The sequence below is a fragment of the Nocardioides imazamoxiresistens genome (assembly GCF_032378595.1).
Taxonomy (GTDB): Bacteria; Actinomycetota; Actinomycetes; order Propionibacteriales; family Nocardioidaceae; genus Nocardioides; species Nocardioides imazamoxiresistens.
The window spans coordinates 257,194-275,476 of record NZ_JAVYII010000002.1 but is presented as its reverse complement, the minus strand read 5'-3'; the positions used below and the strand labels follow the sequence as shown (position 1 = coordinate 275,476).

17 protein-coding genes are annotated in these 18,283 nt (G+C 71.8%); 12 read left to right on the top strand and 5 right to left on the bottom strand.

What is annotated here, in order from left to right; translation table 11 throughout:
• Positions 1-3: 3 nt before the first annotated feature.
• Positions 4-1,341 carry a 3-oxoacyl-ACP reductase gene (locus RDV89_RS05380; protein ID WP_315731916.1) on the bottom strand — a complete coding sequence of 446 codons (1,338 nt, stop codon included), beginning with the start codon at positions 1,339-1,341 and terminating at the stop codon, positions 4-6.
• 204 nt (positions 1,342-1,545) lie between these two features.
• Here RDV89_RS05380 and RDV89_RS05375 point away from each other — a divergent pair, with 204 nt between their 5' ends.
• Complete coding sequence (locus RDV89_RS05375) at positions 1,546-2,829, top strand: acetyl-CoA C-acetyltransferase (RefSeq protein ID WP_315731915.1); 1,284 nt, start codon at positions 1,546-1,548, stop codon at positions 2,827-2,829.
• A 4-nt stretch (positions 2,830-2,833) separates the two neighbouring features.
• On the opposite strand, the gene RDV89_RS05370 is transcribed toward RDV89_RS05375, so the two are convergent.
• Positions 2,834-3,529 (bottom strand): TetR/AcrR family transcriptional regulator, encoded by a 696-nt coding sequence (locus tag RDV89_RS05370; RefSeq protein WP_315731914.1) that lies wholly within the window; start codon positions 3,527-3,529, stop codon positions 2,834-2,836.
• Positions 3,530-3,650: 121 nt separating this feature from the next.
• On the opposite strand from RDV89_RS05370, the gene RDV89_RS05365 reads away from it, so the two are divergent.
• From RDV89_RS05365 to RDV89_RS05325, 9 genes are all read left to right on the top strand, one after another.
• Positions 3,651-4,580, top strand: coding sequence for a DNA-3-methyladenine glycosylase family protein (locus RDV89_RS05365; RefSeq protein WP_315731913.1), 930 nt, complete (start codon positions 3,651-3,653; stop codon positions 4,578-4,580).
• A gap of 225 nt (positions 4,581-4,805) precedes the next feature.
• On the top strand, positions 4,806-5,660 hold the full coding sequence (locus tag RDV89_RS05360; RefSeq protein ID WP_315731912.1) for an MlaE family ABC transporter permease: 855 nt from the start codon (positions 4,806-4,808) through the stop codon (positions 5,658-5,660).
• Positions 5,661-5,673: 13 nt separating this feature from the next.
• Complete coding sequence (locus RDV89_RS05355) at positions 5,674-6,495, top strand: MlaE family ABC transporter permease (RefSeq protein ID WP_315731911.1); 822 nt, start codon at positions 5,674-5,676, stop codon at positions 6,493-6,495.
• A 4-nt stretch (positions 6,496-6,499) separates the two neighbouring features.
• The gene (locus tag RDV89_RS05350; RefSeq protein ID WP_315731910.1) at positions 6,500-7,576 is read left to right on the top strand and encodes an MCE family protein; all 1,077 of its coding nucleotides are present in this window, start codon (positions 6,500-6,502) and stop codon (positions 7,574-7,576) included.
• Position 7,577: 1 nt separating this feature from the next.
• Positions 7,578-8,591, top strand: coding sequence for an MCE family protein (locus RDV89_RS05345; RefSeq protein ID WP_315731909.1), 1,014 nt, complete (start codon positions 7,578-7,580; stop codon positions 8,589-8,591).
• Positions 8,588-9,571, top strand: a complete 984-nt coding sequence (locus tag RDV89_RS05340) for an MCE family protein (RefSeq protein ID WP_315731908.1) — start codon at positions 8,588-8,590, stop codon at positions 9,569-9,571. Before RDV89_RS05345 ends, RDV89_RS05340 begins: the two co-directional genes overlap by 4 nt.
• Entirely contained in the window at positions 9,568-10,677 is a 1,110-nt protein-coding gene (locus RDV89_RS05335) for an MCE family protein (RefSeq protein WP_315731907.1), read from the top strand. Before RDV89_RS05340 ends, RDV89_RS05335 begins: the two co-directional genes overlap by 4 nt.
• On the top strand, positions 10,674-11,720 hold the full coding sequence (locus tag RDV89_RS05330) for an MCE family protein (protein WP_315731906.1): 1,047 nt from the start codon (positions 10,674-10,676) through the stop codon (positions 11,718-11,720). The genes RDV89_RS05335 and RDV89_RS05330 overlap by 4 nt, the downstream gene beginning before the upstream one ends.
• Position 11,721: 1 nt before the next feature.
• Positions 11,722-12,825, top strand: a complete 1,104-nt coding sequence (locus RDV89_RS05325; protein WP_315731905.1) for an MlaD family protein — start codon at positions 11,722-11,724, stop codon at positions 12,823-12,825.
• A gap of 34 nt (positions 12,826-12,859) precedes the next feature.
• Here the strand turns inward: RDV89_RS05325 and RDV89_RS05320 are convergent, their stop codons facing one another.
• The 3 genes from RDV89_RS05320 to RDV89_RS05310 form a co-directional block, all read right to left on the bottom strand.
• Positions 12,860-13,414 carry a carboxymuconolactone decarboxylase family protein gene (locus tag RDV89_RS05320; RefSeq protein WP_315731904.1) on the bottom strand — a complete coding sequence of 185 codons (555 nt, stop codon included), beginning with the start codon at positions 13,412-13,414 and terminating at the stop codon, positions 12,860-12,862.
• Positions 13,411-14,292 (bottom strand): SDR family oxidoreductase, encoded by an 882-nt coding sequence (locus RDV89_RS05315; RefSeq protein WP_315731903.1) that lies wholly within the window; start codon positions 14,290-14,292, stop codon positions 13,411-13,413. Before RDV89_RS05315 ends, RDV89_RS05320 begins: the two co-directional genes overlap by 4 nt.
• Before the next feature lie 64 nt (positions 14,293-14,356).
• The gene (locus RDV89_RS05310; RefSeq protein WP_438823261.1) at positions 14,357-15,553 is read right to left on the bottom strand and encodes a phospholipase D-like domain-containing protein; all 1,197 of its coding nucleotides are present in this window, start codon (positions 15,551-15,553) and stop codon (positions 14,357-14,359) included.
• Between the two features lie 178 nt (positions 15,554-15,731).
• Here RDV89_RS05310 and RDV89_RS05305 point away from each other — a divergent pair, with 178 nt between their 5' ends.
• Both RDV89_RS05305 and uvrB read left to right on the top strand, forming a co-directional pair.
• Entirely contained in the window at positions 15,732-16,115 is a 384-nt protein-coding gene (locus RDV89_RS05305) for a response regulator transcription factor (protein WP_315731901.1), read from the top strand.
• 35 nt (positions 16,116-16,150) lie between these two features.
• Positions 16,151-18,280 carry an excinuclease ABC subunit UvrB gene (uvrB, locus tag RDV89_RS05300; protein ID WP_315731900.1) on the top strand — a complete coding sequence of 710 codons (2,130 nt, stop codon included), beginning with the start codon at positions 16,151-16,153 and terminating at the stop codon, positions 18,278-18,280.
• Positions 18,281-18,283: the final 3 nt, after the last annotated feature.

Sequence of the window (18,283 nt, the reverse complement as noted above, 5' to 3'; positions counted from 1 at the left end):
CCCTCAGGCGCCCAGCATCATCTGGCCGCACACCCGCACCACGTTGCCGTTGACGGCGGTGGAGCCGGGGGAGGCGTACCAGGCGATGGTCTCGGCCACGTCGACCGGCAGGCCGCCCTGCGCCATGGCGTTGAGCCGCTGGCCGACCTCGCGGGTCGCGAACGGCACGGCGGCCGTCATCTGCGTGATGATGAAGCCCGGCGCCACGGCGTTGACCGTGATGCCGTCGGCGAGCGTGGGCGCGAGCGCGTCCACGAACCCGATGACGCCGGCCTTGGAGGCGGCGTAGTTCGTCTGCCCGACGTTACCGGCGATGCCGGCGATGGAGGCGACGCCGACGATGCGACCGTTCGGGTTCACCACGCCCTGCTGGAGCAGCTCGGCCGTGATCCGCTCGGGCGCGGTGAGGTTGACCGCGAGGACGGAGTCCCAGCGGTCCTCCTTCATGTTCGCCAGCTTCTTGTCCCGCGTGATGCCGGCGTTGTGCACGACGACGTCGACCCCGCCGTGCTTCTCCCGTAGGTGGTGGGCGATGCGCTGCGGCGCGTCGGCGGCCGTGATGTCGAGGGCGATGTGGTCGCCGTCGAGCTCCTTGACCAGGGCGACGAGCTCGTTGGCCGCCTGCGGCACGTCGACGCCGACCACGGTGGCGCCGTCGCGGTGCAGGACCCGGGCGATCTGCTCGCCGATGCCGCGGCTCGCGCCGGTGACCAGCGCGACCTTGCCGGCCAGCGGGCGGGCGAGGTCGGCGACGGGCTCGGCCTGCGTCGCCCCGGTGCTGCCGACGCGCACGACCTGGCCGGAGACGTAGGCCGACTTGGGGGAGAGGAAGAAGGCGAGGGTCGAGTCGACGGACTGCTCGGCCCCGGGCGCGACGTAGACGAGCTGCACCGTGCCGCCCCGGCCGATCTCCTTGCCCAGCGAGCGGGTGAAGCCCTCGAGGGCCCGCTGCGCGACGCGCTCGGCGATCGAGCCGGTGGCCTCCGGGGGAGTGCCGAGCACGACGACGTGGGGGCACGTGTCGAGGCTGCGCAGGACCGGGGTGAAGAAGTCGCGCAGCGCGTGCAGCTCCGAGGCATCCGTCAGGCCCGTGGCGTCGAGGACGAGGCCCTTGTAGGTGGCGTCGTCGTCGCGTCGGAGCGCCGTGGCGATCCCCAGGGAGTCGAGCACGTCGGGCAGCTGGTCGACCAGGCGTCCCGTCCCGCCCACGAGCACGGTGCCGTCCACGAGCGGCGCGCCCTCGCGGTAGCGCTCGAGGCGCACCGGGCTCGGCAGGCCGAGGTTCTTGACGAGGAACTTGCCGACGGGGCTCGCGACGAACCCCTGGTAACGGTCGGTCATGGTAGGACGGCCTCCAGTGCGCGGGTGGGTCTGCGGTGGTCTCGCTGGGTCCAGCATGGATGATGGACGCCAAGCAGACTACCGGCCAGTAGGTAACGCGTAGTGTAACTCCGTGTCCACCTATCGCGGCGAGGTCTTCGGACCCCGGCGCGGGCCGGGCGTCGCCCGGCAGGCCCGACCTCTCGACGATCAGGAGCAACCGACATGCAGGCCCAGACCCGCCGCGTCGCCGTCCTCGGCGGCAACCGCATCCCGTTCGCCCGCTCGAACACCGTCTACAACGACGTCTCCAACCAGGACATGCTGACCGCGGCCATCGACGGTCTCGTCGACCGCTTCGGCCTCGCGGGCGAGCAGGTGGGCGAGGTCGTCGCCGGCGCCGTGCTCAAGCACTCGCGCGACTTCAACCTGACCCGGGAGTCGGTGCTCGGCTCGAAGCTGGCCGCGACGACGCCGGCGACCGACCTCCAGCAGGCGTGCGGCACCGGCCTGCAGGCGGTCATCTCGGTGGCCAACAAGATCGCTCTGGGCCAGATCGACTCCGGCATCGCGGGCGGCACCGACACCACCTCCGACGCCCCGATCGCGCTGGGCGAGAACCTGCGTCGGATCCTGCTCGACGCCAACCGGGCCAAGGACCTCAAGGGTCGCCTGGCCGCCCTCGCCCGGATCCGGCCGGGCGACGTCGTGCCGACGATCCCGCAGAACGGCGAGCCGCGCACCGGGCTGTCGATGGGCGAGCACCAGGCGCTGACGACCCTCGAGTGGCAGATCTCCCGGGAGGCGCAGGACGAGCTGGCGGCGGCCTCGCACCAGCACCTCGCCGCCTCGTACGCCGAGGGCTGGCAGGACGACCTCGTCACGCCGTTCCGCGGCGTGGAGCGCGACAACAACCTGCGCGCGGACTCGACGGTGGAGAAGCTGTCGAAGCTCAAGCCGGTCTTCGGCAAGGGGGAGGCGGCCACGATGACCGCCGGCAACTCCACGCCGCTGAGCGACGGCGCGTCGGTCACGCTCCTGGCCTCCGACGAGTGGGCCGAGCAGCACGGGCTCCCCGTGCTGGCGTACCTCACCGCCTACGAGACGGCGGCGGTCGACTACGTCCACGGCGGCGAGGGCCTCCTGATGGCGCCCGCGTACGCCGTGCCGCGGATGCTGGCGCGCGAGGGGCTCGGCCTGGGCGACTTCGACTTCTACGAGATCCACGAGGCGTTCGCCTCCCAGGTCCTCTCGACGCTGGCGGCCTGGGAGGACCCGGTGTTCTGCACGGAGCGCCTCGGCCTCGACGGGCCGTTCGGCTCGGTCGACCGCACCCGTCTGAACGTCAAGGGCTCCTCGCTGGCAGCCGCGCACCCGTTCGCGGCCACCGGCGGTCGGATCGTCGCCAACGCGGCGAAGCTCCTGGCCGACAAGGGCCAGGGCCGCGCCCTCATCTCGATCTGCGCCGCCGGCGGGCAGGGCGTCGTCGCGATCCTCGAGCGGCCCTGACCGCTCAGGCCGTCGCGAGCGCCAGCGCCGAGGTGACCATGTGGGCGCGGACCTGCTCGGTGGTGATGCTCGAGACGGTCGGCACGCCCGGGGCGGCCTCCTTGACGAGGATGCCGACCCGGGCCAGCTGCAGGGCGCCGAGGCCGCTGGCGTACAGCGTGTTGGACAGCAGGATGGGGTCGTCCACCCGGAAGTCGCCGGCGGCGACCCCGTCCTCCAGCACCCCCGTGAGGACGGCGAGGCAGCCCGAGATGCCGCGCCCCAGACGCAGCAGGGCACTCTCGGAGATTTCGTCGAGCAGCTCGGTGCCGGTGCGCCGCATGAGGGTCTGCGCGCAGTCGACGAACGCCGGGTAGGCCATGCCGTAGTCGACGAACGCGCTCACGACGGCGGTGAGGCGCTGCGCGGAGGGCCCGTCGGTGGCGGCCCCCGTCGCCAGGGCCGCGCGCAGCTCGTCGAGGTAGCCGACCAGCGTGAGCGCGAACAGCTCCTCCTTGCCGGTGAAGTGCCGGTACACGATCGCCCGGTTGATCCCCACCGCCCGGGCGATGTCCTCGATCTGCGCGTCGCGCACCCCCCGCTCGTCGAAGAGCCGGCGGGTCGCGTCCAGGATCTCCCGCTCCCGCTGACGGCGGCGCGAGGCCGCGGCGCTGCGACGGCGGTCGGTGGCCCCGGCGGGGCGCTCGGCGTCGGTCGTCATGGCCGCATGCTAGTGCAACTGGCAGTTGCACGACCGTCGCACAGGTGTCGCACAACTGTCGCAGGGGCGTCTCGCCGTGACGCGCCTGCCGACGTCGGCGGGGCCCACTACCGTGGCGCCCGTGCACGTCTCCCGCACGTGGCGACCGGGCTGGCCGTGCCCCGCCACCGCGATCCTCGCGCAGCAGCGGCACGGCGGCCGCGACCCGTCCTACGCGGTCGCCGCCGACGGCGCGCACTGGCGTGCGTTCCGGACACCCGAGGGCCCGGGGACCCTCCGGGTGGCGCCGCGACCGTCCGCGGGCGAGGTCGACCTCGACGCCTGGGGGCCCGGGGCCGCCTGGTTGCTCGACGGTGCGCCGGCCCTGCTCGGCGCCGACGACGACCCTGCCGGGTTCGAGCCGCGGCACGCGGTGGTGGCCGACCTCTGGCGGCGGTTCCCGGCCTGGCGGCTCGGGCGCAGCCGCCTCGTGCTGGACGCGCTGGTCCCCGCCGTGATCGAGCAGAAGGTGACCGGTCAGGAGGCCTTCGCCGGGTACGCCTCGCTGCTGCGCCGCTTCGGTGACCCCGCGCCCGGCCCCACCCGGGAGGAACGACCCGGCGCGCCGGTCCTGAGGGTCCCGCCCGACCCGGAGCGGTTGCGGAGCGTGCCGTCGTGGGAGTGGCTGCGCATGCCCGTCGACCTCGCCCGCTCCTCGACGGTCGTGCGGGCCGCACGCGTGGCCGACGGCCTCGAGCGCACGGTGCGCGAGCCCGGCGCGGCGGCCGAGGCGGCGCTGCGCAGCGTGCGGGGGATCGGGGTGTGGACGGCGGCCGAGGTGCGGCGACGCACGCTCGGCGACCCCGACGCGGTCAGCTTCGGCGACTACCACGTCGCCAAGGACGTCGGCTGGGCCCTGACGGGCGAGCCGGTCGACGACGCCGGCCTCGCCGAGCTGCTGGAGGAGTACCGCCCGCACCGGGCGCGGGTCACCGAGCTCGTCGTGCTCGGCCGGCTGGGGCCGCCCCGCCGCGGACCGCGGATGGCGCCGCGTCGCCACCTGCCGCGATGAGCCCGCGAGACGTACCCGTCGGTAGGCAGGACACGCTGGATTCGGGACCGGTGCTTCTCTCTGTGACGTGCGTAACCCTATGGTGAACCCCGCGTTACCCCAGTGACCGCTCAGTAACCCGCAGGTGAGCCGAACGGAGAGACCCATGCCCGTGACCGTGCCGCGCAGCCGCCCAGGCCGTGCTCCGGCGCGCCGGCAGCCGTGGGCGTCGGGACCGGTGGCCGCGTGACCACGCAGACGGCACCGAAGCCGAAGCGACCCGTCCGGGTGCCGGGCGTCGCGCTCGTCGGCGACCTCCGCGGCCGGGTGCAGACGGGCATCACGACGACCGGGGCGATGATCGTCCTCGCCGTCGAGGCCACGAAGGCGATCTTCACCGACATCGCGACCCGCAAGTTCTCCTGGACCGAGGCGCTCTTCCAGGCGTGGTTCATGACCAAGGTGTCCCTGCTGCCGACGATCCTGGTCGCCATCCCGTTCGGCGTGATCGTCTCCGTGCAGATCGGCGGCATCGCCGACCAGATCGGCGCCATCTCGTTCAGCGGCGCCGTCAACGGGATCGGCGTGCTGCGCCAGGGCGCGCCCCTGGTGACCTCGCTGATGATCGCTGGCGCGGTGGGCTCGGCCCTGTGCTCCGATATCGGGGCCCGCACCGTGCGCGAGGAGGTCGACGCCCTGCGCGTGATGGGCATCAACCCCGTCAACCGCCTCGTCGCGCCGCGGCTGTTCGCCGCGATCATCGTGGCGCTGCTGCTGAACGTGATCGTGGCCGTGACCGCCATCGGCACCGGCTACTTCCTCAACGTCGGCTCGGGCAACGTCAGCTCCGGCACCTACATGTCGTCCTTCGTGTCCTTCGCCCAGCCCACCGACCTGCTGCTCGCGGAGTTCAAGGCCGCGATCTTCGGCTTCATCGCCACCATCGTGGCCGCCCACAAGGGCCTTAACGCGAAGGGCGGGCCCAAGGGCGTCGCCGACGCGGTGAACCAGGCCGTGGTGCTGAGCTTCATCCTCCTGTCCGTCGTCAACGTCGGCCTGACTCAGGCGTACGTGATGCTCGCGCCGCAGCGGATCGCGTGAGGGGGTGACGACGATGGCCAGCAAGCTCCTCGCCGCACCCACCGACGCGCTCACCCGCCTCGGCGACTTCGTGACCTTCGCGGTCCGGGCCCTGCTCGCGACCCGCTACACGCTGGTGCACTACCGCAAGGAGGTCCTGCGCCAGCTCATGGACATCAGCTGGGGCAGCGGCGCGATCATCGTGGGCGGCGGCACGATCGGCGTGATGGTGCTGCTGTCGATCTCGGCCGGCACGTCGCTGGGCATCGAGGGCTTCAACGGCCTCGAGCTGGTCGGCCTCGCGCCCATCACCGGGTTCGTCTCCGCGTCGGTGAACACGCGTGAGCTCGCGCCCCTCATCGCCGCGCTCGCCCTCGCCGCCCAGGTCGGCTGCCGGTTCACCTCGCAGCTCGGCTCGATGCGCATCCACGAGGAGATCGACGCCCTCGGCGTCATGGCGGTGCACCCGCTGCGCTACCTGGTCACGACCCGCGTGCTGGCCTCGATGGTCGCGATCCTGCCGCTCTACCTGATCGGCCTGATCGGCTCGTGGATCGCCTCGGAGCTCTCCGTGGTGGTGATCTTCGGGCAGTCGGCGGGCACGTACGAGTACTACTTCGACATCTTCATCTCCGGGCGGGACGTGCTCTTCTCGTTCGTGAAGATCGTCGTGTTCGCCATCCTCGTCACGCTGATCCACTGCTGGTACGGCTTCAACGCCGGCGGCGGACCGCAGGGCGTCGGGGAGGCGACCGGCCGCGCGATCCGCGCCAGCATCGTCGTGGTCATCCTCATGAACATGCTCCTCACGCTCGCCTTCTGGGGCACCGACCCCGGCTTCAGGATCACGGGGTGAACCGGTGAAGATCTGGGAGACCCTCCGGGGCAGCTCGCGCGACCCGAGCACGGCGACGCTCGCCGTGCGCGGCGTGGTCGGGCTCGTGCTGATCGGCCTGCTGGTGACGGTGCTGGCCCTCGTCGGGCGGGGCGCGTTCTCGGAGAAGTTCGACGCGACCGTGCAGCTCGACAACGCCGGCGGCGCGCTCGCGTCGGGCTCCGACGTGCGCTACCAGGGCGTCGTGGTCGGCAGCGTGCAGTCCGTCGCGCGCAGCGAGGAGACGGACGAGGAGTCGGGACGCCGCCTCGTCGACGTGGCGGTCGCCCTCGACCCCGAGATCTCGGCCGACCTCCCCGACAACGTGCAGGCCCGGGTGCTGCCGGCCACCGTGTTCGGCACCTCCTTCGTCGAGCTCACCTCGCCCGGTGCGACCGGCGAGTTCCTGCGCGCGGGCGCCGTGATCGAGCAGGACCGCTCGGAGGAGACGCTCGAGCTGCAGGAGGTGCTCGACAGCATCGACGAGATCGTCACGGCGCTCGGCCCCGCCGAGCTGGCGACCACGCTGCGCAACCTCTCCCAGGCGCTGGACGGCAACGGCGAGCAGCTGGGCGAGACGATCGTGCGCCTCGACCAGTACCTGACGCGCCTCAACCCCGAGATGCCCGCGGTGCGGGAGAACCTCGAGCTGCTGTCGGTGAACCTCGAGGCCTTCGAGAGGTACGCACCGGAGCTGTTCGAGGCGACCGACGACGTGCTCGTCGCCGCCCGCACCCTGATCGCCCAGGAGCGCAACTTCGTGGCGCTCGTGACCAACGGCTCGTCGTTCCTCGACGAGACCGACCTGCTGCTCACCGAGAACGAGGAGGCCCTGGTCGACGTGCTCCTGCGCACCGCCGTCACGGTCGACGTCCTGTACGACGAGCGCGACCAGGTGGTCGCCGGCGTCCTGGCCGCGGCCGACTTCGGCCGCGGGTTCACCGAGGCCATGAGCTACGGGCGCTACCTGCGCATCGACGCCAACCTCGTGCTGACCGGCCCGCGGGCGTACGGCGCGGCGGACTGCCCCTCCTACGGCGACCTGCGCGGACGGGGGTGCTGACGTGACCGGGTGGAAGAGCACGCTGGTCAAGTTCACGATCTTCGCGACGGTCTCGATCGTGCTGTTCGTCGGACTGTTCCGGATCATGACGAACACGGTCGGCGGCGACCTGCGCACCTGGACGGCCGAGTTCACGGCCGTCAGCGGGCTGCGCGAGGGCAACGACGTCCGGGTCGCGGGCGTCAAGGTCGGGCGGGTCGAGCGGATCGAGCTGTCCGAGGACAACTCGGCCCTGGTCACCTTCACCCTGCGCTCCGACCAGGAGGTGTTCGAGCAGACGCTGGTGGCGATGCGCTACCAGAACCTCCTCGGACAGCGCTACCTCGCGGTCACCGCCCCGAGCGAGGACCGCGGCGAGGAGCTCGAGGAGGGCGACGAGATCGTCAACACCTCGCCCGGCTTCGACCTCACCGTGCTGCTCAACGGGTTCGAGCCGCTCTTCCGCGTGCTCGAGCCGGCCGAGATCAACCAGCTCGCCTCGAACATCGTGGCGGTGCTGCAGGGCGAGGCCGGCACCATCGAGTCCCTGCTGCAGAACACGGCCGAGGCGACGGAGTACCTGGCGTCCAAGGACGACGTCTTCGGTCAGGTGCTCGCGAACCTGACGCCGGTGCTGGAGAACCTCGAGGCCCAGTCCACGCAGTTCGACGCGACGGTCACGCAGCTGCGCGACCTGATGACGGCCCTGGCCGCCGAGCGCGGCACCTTCGCCAACTCGATCGACAACCTCAGCAGCCTGGTCTCCGCGACGTCCGAGCTGCTCGGCGAGATCCGCGAGCCCCTGCAGGCCGACGTCGCGAGCCTGGGGGAGACGGCCGCGCTGCTCTCCCGCGAGCAGGAACGGGTGGCGCGCACCATCGAGTCGCTGCCGCTGCTCCTGGGCGGCTACGGACGCTCGATGTCGTACGGCGCGTACCTCAACATCTACCTGTGCAACCTGGGCGTCGAGGTGCTGGGCGCGACGGTCTGGGTGCCCAGCCCCAACGGTCCCTACTCGGAGGGGTGCACCCCGTGAGCCGGTTCAGCCTCGCGAACGCCAACCGCTACCGCGTCGGTCTGGCCGGGTTCGCCGTGCTCGCCTTCCTGGCCGCCCTCGTGGGCGCCGCGGCGGGACTCTCGCTCGGCAAGTCGACGTACTCGGCCATGCTCGAGAGCACCGGTGGGCTCCGCGTCGGCGAGGAGGTGCAGATCGCCGGCGTCAGCGCGGGCGACATCACCGGCATCGAGCTCGACGGCCAGGCCGTGCGGGTGACCTTCACCGTCGACAGCGACGTCGAGCTCGGCGACGCCACGACGGCCGAGGTCAAGGTCGCGACGCTGCTCGGCACGCACTTCCTGCTCGTCACGCCGGCGGGCGAGGGCGACCTGTCCGACGACACCATCCCCACGGCGCAGACGCGGGTGCCCTACAACCTGCAGGACGCCATCGACGACGCCGTCGGGGACCTCGACGAGTTCGACACGCAGACGCTCGAGGCGAGCCTGGCCGAGTTCACCGCGGTGCTGGACGCCTCGGGCGACGAGATCGGCCCCGCGCTCGACGGCGTGCAGGCGCTCTCGGAGGTCGTGGTCCAGCGCACCGGCCAGCTCGACGAGCTGCTCGTCGCGGCCCGCGGGGTGACGCAGCAGCTGACCGAGTCGGCTCCCGACCTGATCGAGCTGATGGAGCAGGGGACGCTGATCCTCGACACGCTGCGCGTGCGCCGCGACACCATCAGCGAGCTGCTGAGCGACCTGACGACGCTGGGCAACGAGCTCTCCGGCGTGATCGAGGACAACGAGGAGGCCGTCGGGCCGCTCCTGGCCGAGCTCGACGTGACCATCGGCGTGCTCCAGCGCCACGAGGCGACCCTGGACGAGGCCCTGACCATGCTGCCGGCGACGGCGCGCTACTTCACGAACTCCTCGGGCACGGGCCCGTGGCTGGCGCAGTACGCGCCGGGCGCGCTGCCCGACAACCTGGAGTGCGTCATCGAGCGGAGGTGTGCCGGATGACCGAGCCACGGACCGAACCACGGACCGGACCGTCCCGGCTGCGCACGGCGCTGAGCGCCGTCGCCCTCGGCGGCGTCCTGCTCTCGACCGGCGGGTGCTCCGTCGGGGGCGAGGGACCGCTGACCGTCACCGCCCAGTTCGCCACGACCTCCGGGCTCTTCGTCGGCAACGACGTCGGAGTGCTCGGCGTCTCCATCGGCACGGTCACCGAGATCGAGCCGCAGGGCGACCTGGTCGAGGTCACCCTCGAGATCGACGCGGACCAGTCCCTGCCGGCCACCGCGGGCGCCGTGATCGCGTCGCGCTCGGTGGCCACGGACCGCTACATCGAGATCACCCCGGCGTTCGAGGAGGGGCCCCGTCTCGAGGACGGAGCCGTGATCCCCGTCGAGCGGACCGCCGCCCCCGTCGAGTTCGACGAGGTGCTCGAGACGCTGCAGACCTTCAGCGACGGCCTGCGCGGTCCCGACGGCGAGGCCGACACCCTGAACCGGCTGCTGGAGGTCGGCGCCTCGACGCTGCAGGGCCGGGGCACCCAGATCAACGAGACGATCCAGGAGTTCGCGACCGCCGCGTCCTCCCTCTCGGGCAGCAGCGGCGACATCGCCGGCACGATCACCGACCTCGACGAGCTGACCACGGTCCTCGCCGAGAACGAGACCACCATCGACCAGTTCTTCACCAGCGTCACGGACGCCACCGAGCTGTTCGCCGCCGAGCAGGACAACTTCGGCGCGTCCCTGGTCGCGCTGAGCGACGCGCTCAACGCGATCGCCCGGTTCTCGGTCGACAACCGGGCCGCGATCGTGAACACCTCCGAGGGCCTCACGGACGTGCTGGCCAACCTCCTCGAGCACCGTGCAGCGCTCGAGGAGACGATCGAGGTGCTCCCGCTGGCCATGCGCAACACCGGCGACGTGGTGGGCGACAACAACCGCGTGCTGGTGAAGCTGCCGCCGCAGTACTTCTCACCCGCGCAGGCGCTCACGGAGCCGTTGTGCTCGGCGCTGACGGACACGCTCGGCATCGGCCTGTGCGAGCAGCTGGGCACCAGCCCGGACCTGCTCGCGCTCCTGCGCCAGATCGGGGGGCTGCTGCAGCCATGAGCACCCCTCACCGCAGCTCCCACCGCACCCGCCGCTTCGCCCGGCCGGTCGTCGTCGGTGCCACGACGCTGGCCGTCGCCCTCGGTGCCCTCGCGGGCTGCAGCCGGGTCGAGCGGCTGCAGCCGTCGATGGTCGGCGCCGACCAGTACACGATCGAGGCGACCTTCTCGGACGCCCTCAACCTCCCGGACGGCGCCGTCGTGAAGCTCGACGGCGTCCAGGTCGGCAAGGTGGTCGACATCGCGCCGGCCGACTACGCAGCCCGCGTGCGGATGGCGATCGACGACGGCATCGAGATCCCCGCGGACTCCGGGTTCCGGCTGCGCTACACGACGGCGCTGGGCGAGGTCTACGTCGAGATCACCGCGTCGGCCGAGGGTGAGCCGTTGGCCGACGGCGACGTCGTCCCGGACGGCTCGACCAGCGTCGCCAGCACCGTCGAGGACAGCCTGGCGTCGGCGTCGCTGCTGATCAACGGCGGCAACCTGGGTCAGATCCAGACCATCGTCAGTGAGCTCAACACGGCGCTCGACGGCCGGGTCGGCTCGGCTCGCAGCCTCATCACGCAGACCGACGTCTTCCTCGCGGAGGTGCTCGCCTCGACCCAGGAGATCGACCGCGTCCTCACCTCGCTGGCCGCGGCGTCGCAGACGCTCGACGAGCGCGAGGGCACGATCGACGCCGCCCTGCGCGACCTGCGTCCGGCGGCCGCGACCCTGACGGAGAACACCGAAGAGCTCGCCACGCTCCTGGAGAGCGCCGACGCCCTCGCCATCACCGCGGACGACCTCGTGCGCACCACCCGTGACGACCTGGTCCTGATCGTCGACGAGCTGGGGCCGGTGCTCGACACCGTCCTGGCCGCCGAGGACCAGCTCCTGCCCGCGCTCGACGACCTCGCCACCTTCGCGGCGACGTTCGACGACCGCACCCCGACGGACTACCTCAACCTGTTCTTCCGGTTGCGGGCGACCTCGGTGCTCAACTCACCGCTCCCGGGGCTGGACGACCTCCTCGGTGGCTCGACGCCGAACGGTGGATGAGATGAAGAAGCTGCTGCCGGACCGTCTGCTGCTGAGCCTCCTCGGGCTGGTCCTCGTCTTCCTCGCGGGCACCGCGTACATGCTCACCGTCGTCCTCGACCTCCCGCTGACCGGTCAGCCGGCGCGTGTCGCGGTGGACCTGCCCCGCACCGGCGGCCTGTTCGAGGGCTCCGCGGTGTCGTACCGCGGCAGCCGCGTCGGCACCGTCGACAAGATCCGGATCAACCCCGACGGCGGCGTGACCGCGACCATCAGCCTCTCCGACGGGGTCGACGTGCCGCGGGACACCGCGGCGCAGGTGCGCAGCCTCTCGCCGGTCGGAGAGCAGTACCTCGACTTCCGCCCGGACGACACCGAGGGGCCCTACCTGGGTGACGGGGACCGGATCGAGGCGGACGCCGTGGACATCCCGGTGTCCTTCGCCGAGGCCGCCGAGAGCGTCAGCGCCTTCATCGAGGTCGTGGACGCCGACCAGCTGCAGACGGTGCTGCAGGAGCTCGGCACGGCGACGGACGGCGTCGGCGACGACCTCGAGACGCTGCTCGACGCCACCGACAACCTGTCCGCCACGCTGGACGAGGTGTTCCCCGAGACCCAGGAGCTCCTGGTCAACGGGCAGACGGTCGGCGAGCTGTTCGAGGAGAACATCGACGAGCTGGAGCGGTTCTCGACGGCGGCCGCCTCCCTGGCCCAGTTCCTGCGCGACTTCGACCCCACCTTCCAGACCATCCTGTCGCGGGCCGGCTCCGACTTCTCGAACGCCGAGCTGCTCGTGAGCGACCTGCGGCCCGTGATGCCGCCCCTGCTCGAGCAGCTGAACGTCGCGGGCGAGATCGTCTACCAGCGCGAGCCGCACCTGCGCGCGCTGCCGGACGCGCTGACGTACGGCATGTCCCGCTTCGCCACCGCCTTCGAGGGCGGCTGGCTCAACGTCGACCTGTGGCTGCAGGGCGCGGACGAGTGCGACTACCGGCCCCTCGAGGAGTTCGCCGACCCCATGGACGGCGAGGAGGAGCGCCGAGAGCTCTACCTCGACGGCAGCTGCGAGATCGGCGGGCCCGTGCGCCGCGGCGCACAGTACGCCCCACCGCCGCTCGACCGCTGAACCTACTCGGACCCGCCCGGTACGCCCGGCAGGATCAGCGTCGCCGGTCGACGGGCACGCGCAGGGTGGCCAGGGTGGTCGCCAGCATCCGGTAGTGCGTCACCAGCAGCACGAGCTCGACCGCGCACCGGTCGCCCAGCTCGGCCTGCACCGCGCTCCAGGTGGTGTCGCCCAGGTCGTCGGTCTCCAGGAGCTCGTCGGTGGCCTCCAGCAGGAGCCGCTGCCGGGCGCTCCAGCGCTGGCCCGGTTCACCCGCCAGGGGATCGGAGGCCGCGACGGCCGTGATCTCGTCGGACGTGAGCCCGGCCCGTCGGGCGAGCCGCTCGTGCTGCGCGCGCTCGTAGGCGCTGCGGCGCACGGCGGCGACGCGCAGGATGACCAGCTCGGTGTCGCGGCGAGGCAGCCGCCCGCCGGGCATCAGGCGACCGGCGAAGTGCAGCCAGCCCCAGAACAATCCGCGCGTGCGCCCCAACGCGAGGAACACCCCGGGCGGCTCGGTGCCCGTGACGCGCCCCGCGAGCCGCGCCAGCACCCACACCCGGGTGCCGACGTCGCGGCGGGTGGCGGGCGCGAGCCGCGGGCCGCTCACCGCAGGTCCGCGCGCCGTGCGCGCTCGACGTCGGGCAGGGCCCGGTTCGCGGCGTACCCCAACGTCCGCACGACGGCGTGGTACCCCGGCGGGAAGAGCCGCTGCAGGAGGTGCAGCAGGCGGATGTCGAGCGACGTGTAGACCCAGAAGCGGCGCCGACGCATCCCGTCGACGATCAGCTCCGCGGCGCGCTCGGGGGTGACCGCGTGGCCGCGGAACCGGCCCAGGAGCCGACGGAACCGCGGCGTGGTGGTGTCGACCCCGGCGATCTGCACGGTCTCGGTCAGCGGCGTCGCCACCGCGCCGGGGCACACGAGCGACACCGAGATCCGGTGCGGCGCGAGGTCGAGCCGCAGCACCTCGGAGACGCCGCGCAGGCCGTACTTGCTGGCGCTGTACGCCGCGTGCCACGGCAGGGCGACGATGCCCGCCGCCGAGGCGACGTTGACGACGCTCCCGCCCCGGCGGGCCTCGATCATCGGCGGGACGAGGGCGGCAACGACGTGGATCGGCCCCATCAGGTTGACGTCGACCATGCTGCGCCAGTGGTGCGGCTCCAGCGAGCGGACGGTTCCCCAGGCCGAGATCCCGGCGACGTTGAGCACGGCGTCCATCGCGCCGTGCTCGGCGGTGAGGCGGCGGCCGAGCTCGGCGACCGCGGGGCCGTCGGCGACGTCGACGGTGTCGACCAGTCCCACGGCGCCGCCGGCGGCGCGCACGGCGTCGGCCGTGGCCTGCAGGCCCGGACCGTCGCGGTCGGTGAGGTGGACGCGTACGCCCTCACGTGCCAGCAGCAGGGCCGTCGCCCGTCCGATGCCGCTCGCCGCCCCGGTGATGAACGCGTCCGTGCCGTCCAGCCGCCGCCTGCGTCGCAGCATCGGTTCCCCCTCGTCGCACCCGGTGGCCCCCGCCACCGCGCTCAGCGTCGCACAGGGGCGCGCCTCAGAGGAGGGGGCGCAGCGGCGCGAGCACGAACTCGGTGAACTTGCGGTGGGCGGAGCGCGCCGCCCACTCGTCCTCGCGCAGCTCCCAGGAGTGGCCCTGGTCGGAGAGGAAGATCTCCTCGAGCACCTCGGCGAAGGCCTCGTCGATGACCTCGACGTTGATCTCGTAGTTGCCCTGCAGGCTCAACCGGTCGATGTTCGCCGTGCCCACGGTGGACCAGCTGCCGTCGATCGTGGCGGTCTTCGCGTGCACCATCGCGTCGCGGAAGCGCAGCACGCGCACGCCGGCCTCGAGCAGCTGGCTGAAGTAGCCCCGGGAGATCCAGTCGGCCACCACGTGGTTGGACTTGTGCGGCACGAGGATCCGCACGTCGACCCCGCGGCGCGCGGCGCCGGCGAGGGCGTCGACGAAGTCCTGGTCGGGGATGAAGTACGCACTGGTCATCCAGATGTTGTGCGTGGCCCGGTCGATGGCCTCGAGGTACATCGAGCGGATGGGGAACATCCACAGGCGCGGGTTGTTGCGGTGGAACCGGATCCGCGGCTCCCACACCGAGGCCGCGTCGAGCAGCAGCGGCCGCTCGCTGGAGCGGAACCGCTTGCGGCGGTGCAGGTTCCAGAAGTCGGCGAACGTGCGCGTCAGGTCCCACACCCCGGGCCCCGTGATCCGCACGTGCGTGTCGCGCCACTCCGTGGCGTATGCGCTGCCGATGTTGTAGCCGCCGACGAAGCCGGTCTCGTCGTCGACGACGAGGATCTTGCGGTGGTCGCGGCCGTAGCGGCGCAGGTTCCAGAACTGCAGGCCGGCGCCGTAGACGGGGTAGCGCAGCACCTTGATCTCCGGCGGGAACTGCTTGAACCGCGGCGAGACCACCAGGTTCGCGAACGCGTCGTAGATGACGTAGACGTCGACGCCGCGGCGGGCCGCCTCGACCAGCGCGGACTTGAACCGCTCGCCGACCTCGTCGCCCTTCCAGATGTAGGTCTCCAGCAGGATCCGCTTCCGGGCGCCCCGGACGGCCTCGAGCATGTCGGCGTACAGGTCCTCCCCGAAGGTGTACGTCGTGACCGTGCCGTCGCCGATCGCGATCTCGCGGGGCCGCTTCGTCGGGAACGGCTTCGGCTTCTTGCCGCGTCGGCGGTAGGAGTCGACGAGCGTCATCGTGATCGCGAGGGCCAGCTGGACGCCGAAGATGGTCAGCAGCGTGCGCCGCAGGGCCGTGAGGAGGCGGGAGGTGACGTCACGGCGGTTGCTCACGGGGGTCAATCTACCGATCGGTCACCCGCTCGTCCGGAGCCCCGGCGTACCGGGGGCGGGCCGGTGGGCGATGTGGGAGAGTGACGCCCGAGCCGATCTCAGGAGGAACCGCCACATGGGCGAACGCGGACGGGTGCTGGTCGTCGACGACGACCCCGACATCCGGGAGCTGGTGGTGCTCGTGCTCGGCCAGCTCGGCGTCGACGTCGAGCAGGCGGCGTCCGGCACGGCGGCGCTGGAGACGGCCCGGCGCTGGCCGCCGGACCTCGTCACCCTCGACCTCGGGCTGCCCGACATCGACGGCATCGAGACGTGCCGGCGCCTGCGGGAGTTCTCCCAGGCGTACGTGCTCGTGCTGACCGCCCGCGAGGAGCGGGCGGACCGCGAGGTGGTCATCGCCAGCGGCGCCGACGAGTTCATGGGCAAGCCCTTCACGCCGCGGGAGCTGCGCACGGCCGTGCGTGCGGTCCTCGTCGAGCGCGGGCTGATCGAGGCCTGACCGGACTGTCGGAGGCCCGTCGTACGCTCGCACGCATGCGACCCGTCACCGATCTCGAGCGCCGCGTGGCGCCGTTCGACGTGCAGTCCGACTTCCAGCCGTCGGGCGACCAGCCGGCCGCCATCGCCGAGATCACCAAGCGGATCCAGGACGGCGCGCAGGACGTGGTGCTCCTCGGCGCGACCGGCACGGGCAAGACCGCCACGGTCGCCTGGGTCGCCGAGCAGCTGCAGCGCCCGGTCCTGGTCCTGCAGCCGAACAAGACGCTGGCGGCGCAGTTCGCCAATGAGCTGCGCCACCTCTTCCCGCAGAACGCGGTGGAGTACTTCGTCTCCTACTACGACTACTACCAGCCGGAGGCGTACGTCCCGCAGACGGACACCTACATCGAGAAGGACTCCTCCATCAACGAGGAGGTCGAGCGGCTGCGGCACTCGGCGACCAACTCGCTGCTGACCCGGCGCGACGTCATCGTGGTCTCCACCGTCTCGTGCATCTACGGTCTCGGCACGCCGCAGGAGTACGTCGACCGGATGCTGCGGCTGCGGGTCGGCGAGGAGCACGACCGCGACCAGATCCTGCGCCGGCTCGTCGAGATCCAGTACACGCGCAACGACATGGCGTTCACGCGCGGCACCTTCCGGGTCCGCGGCGACACCCTCGAGATCTTCCCGGTCTACGAGGAGCACGCCGTGCGCATCGAGTTCTTCGGCGACGAGATCGAACGGCTGATGACGCTGCACGCGGTGACGGGCGAGGTGCTGACGGAGGACCAGGAGCTGTACGTCTTCCCGGCCACCCACTACGTCGCGGGCCCGGAGCGGATGGAGCGGGCGATCCGGGGCATCGAGGCCGAGCTGACCGACCAGCTCGCCGCCTTCGAGGCCCAGGGCAAGCTGCTCGAGGCCCAGCGGCTGCGGATGCGGACCACCTACGACATCGAGATGATGCGTCAGGTGGGCTCGTGCTCGGGCATCGAGAACTACTCGATGCACATGGACGGCCGCACGCGCGGCAGCGCCCCGAACACGCTGCTGGACTACTTCCCGGAGGACTTCCTGCTCGTCGTCGACGAGTCGCACGTCGCCGTGCCGCAGGTCGGCGGCATGTACGAGGGCGACATGTCCCGCAAGCGCAACCTGGTCGACCACGGCTTCCGCCTCCCCAGCGCCATGGACAACCGGCCGCTGCGCTGGGAGGAGTTCCTCGAGCGCATCGGCCAGACGATCTACCTCTCGGCGACCCCGGGCGACTACGAGCTCGACAAGGTCGGCGGCGACGTCGTCGAGCAGATCATCCGCCCCACCGGCCTCATCGACCCGGAGGTCGTCGTCAAGCCGACCAAGGGCCAGATCGACGACCTGATCGGCGAGATCCGGGCGCGCGTGGAGAAGCAGGAGCGGGTGCTCGTCACGACGCTGACGAAGAAGATGTCGGAGGACCTCACGGACTACCTGCTCGACGCGGGCATCCGCACGCGCTACCTGCACTCCGAGGTCGACACCCTCAAGCGGATCGAGCTGCTGCGCGACCTGCGGCTGGGGGCGTACGACGTGCTCGTCGGCATCAACCTGCTGCGCGAGGGCCTCGACCTCCCCGAGGTGTCGCTGGTCGCGATCCTCGACGCGGACAAGGAGGGCTTCCTGCGCTCCGACAAGTCGCTGATCCAGACCATCGGCCGCGCGGCGCGCAACGTGTCCGGACAGGTGCACATGTACGCCGACCGGATCACGCCGTCGATGGAGTCGGCGATCGACGAGACCAACCGCCGCCGCGAGAAGCAGGTGGCGTACAACCTCGAGCGCGGCATCGACCCGCAGCCGCTGCGCAAGAAGATCGCGGACATCACCGAGATGCTGGCGCGCGAGGACGAGACGACCGAGGCGCTGCTGCAGACCTGGGCGGACGTCGGCCAGACGGGTCGCGCGGGCGGGGTGAAGCCGAAGAAGGGCGCGCCCGTGCCCGTGCTCGGCGAGGCCGCGGCCGAGCGGGCGTCCGGCGCAGCGGGGCTGCCCAGCGCGGAGCTCGCCGAGCTCATCCAGCAGCTGTCGGAGCAGATGAAGGCGGCCGCGGCGGAGCTGCAGTTCGAGCTGGCCGCCCGCCTGCGCGACGAGGTCAACGACCTGCGCAAGGAGCTGCGGCAGATGATGGAGGCGACGAAGTAGGGA

Coding starts and splice junctions, on each gene's coding strand:
- RDV89_RS05380 (WP_315731916.1), bottom strand. CDS start 1,341: ATGACCGACCGTTACCAGGGGTTCGTCGCGAGCCCCGTCGGCAAGTTC.
- RDV89_RS05375 (WP_315731915.1), top strand. CDS start 1,546: ATGCAGGCCCAGACCCGCCGCGTCGCCGTCCTCGGCGGCAACCGCATC.
- RDV89_RS05370 (WP_315731914.1), bottom strand. CDS start 3,529: ATGACGACCGACGCCGAGCGCCCCGCCGGGGCCACCGACCGCCGTCGC.
- RDV89_RS05355 (WP_315731911.1), top strand. CDS start 5,674: ATGGCCAGCAAGCTCCTCGCCGCACCCACCGACGCGCTCACCCGCCTC.
- RDV89_RS05335 (WP_315731907.1), top strand. CDS start 9,568: ATGACCGAGCCACGGACCGAACCACGGACCGGACCGTCCCGGCTGCGC.
- RDV89_RS05330 (WP_315731906.1), top strand. CDS start 10,674: ATGAGCACCCCTCACCGCAGCTCCCACCGCACCCGCCGCTTCGCCCGG.
- RDV89_RS05325 (WP_315731905.1), top strand. CDS start 11,722: ATGAAGAAGCTGCTGCCGGACCGTCTGCTGCTGAGCCTCCTCGGGCTG.
- RDV89_RS05315 (WP_315731903.1), bottom strand. CDS start 14,292: ATGCTGCGACGCAGGCGGCGGCTGGACGGCACGGACGCGTTCATCACC.
- RDV89_RS05305 (WP_315731901.1), top strand. CDS start 15,732: ATGGGCGAACGCGGACGGGTGCTGGTCGTCGACGACGACCCCGACATC.
- uvrB (WP_315731900.1), top strand. CDS start 16,151: ATGCGACCCGTCACCGATCTCGAGCGCCGCGTGGCGCCGTTCGACGTG.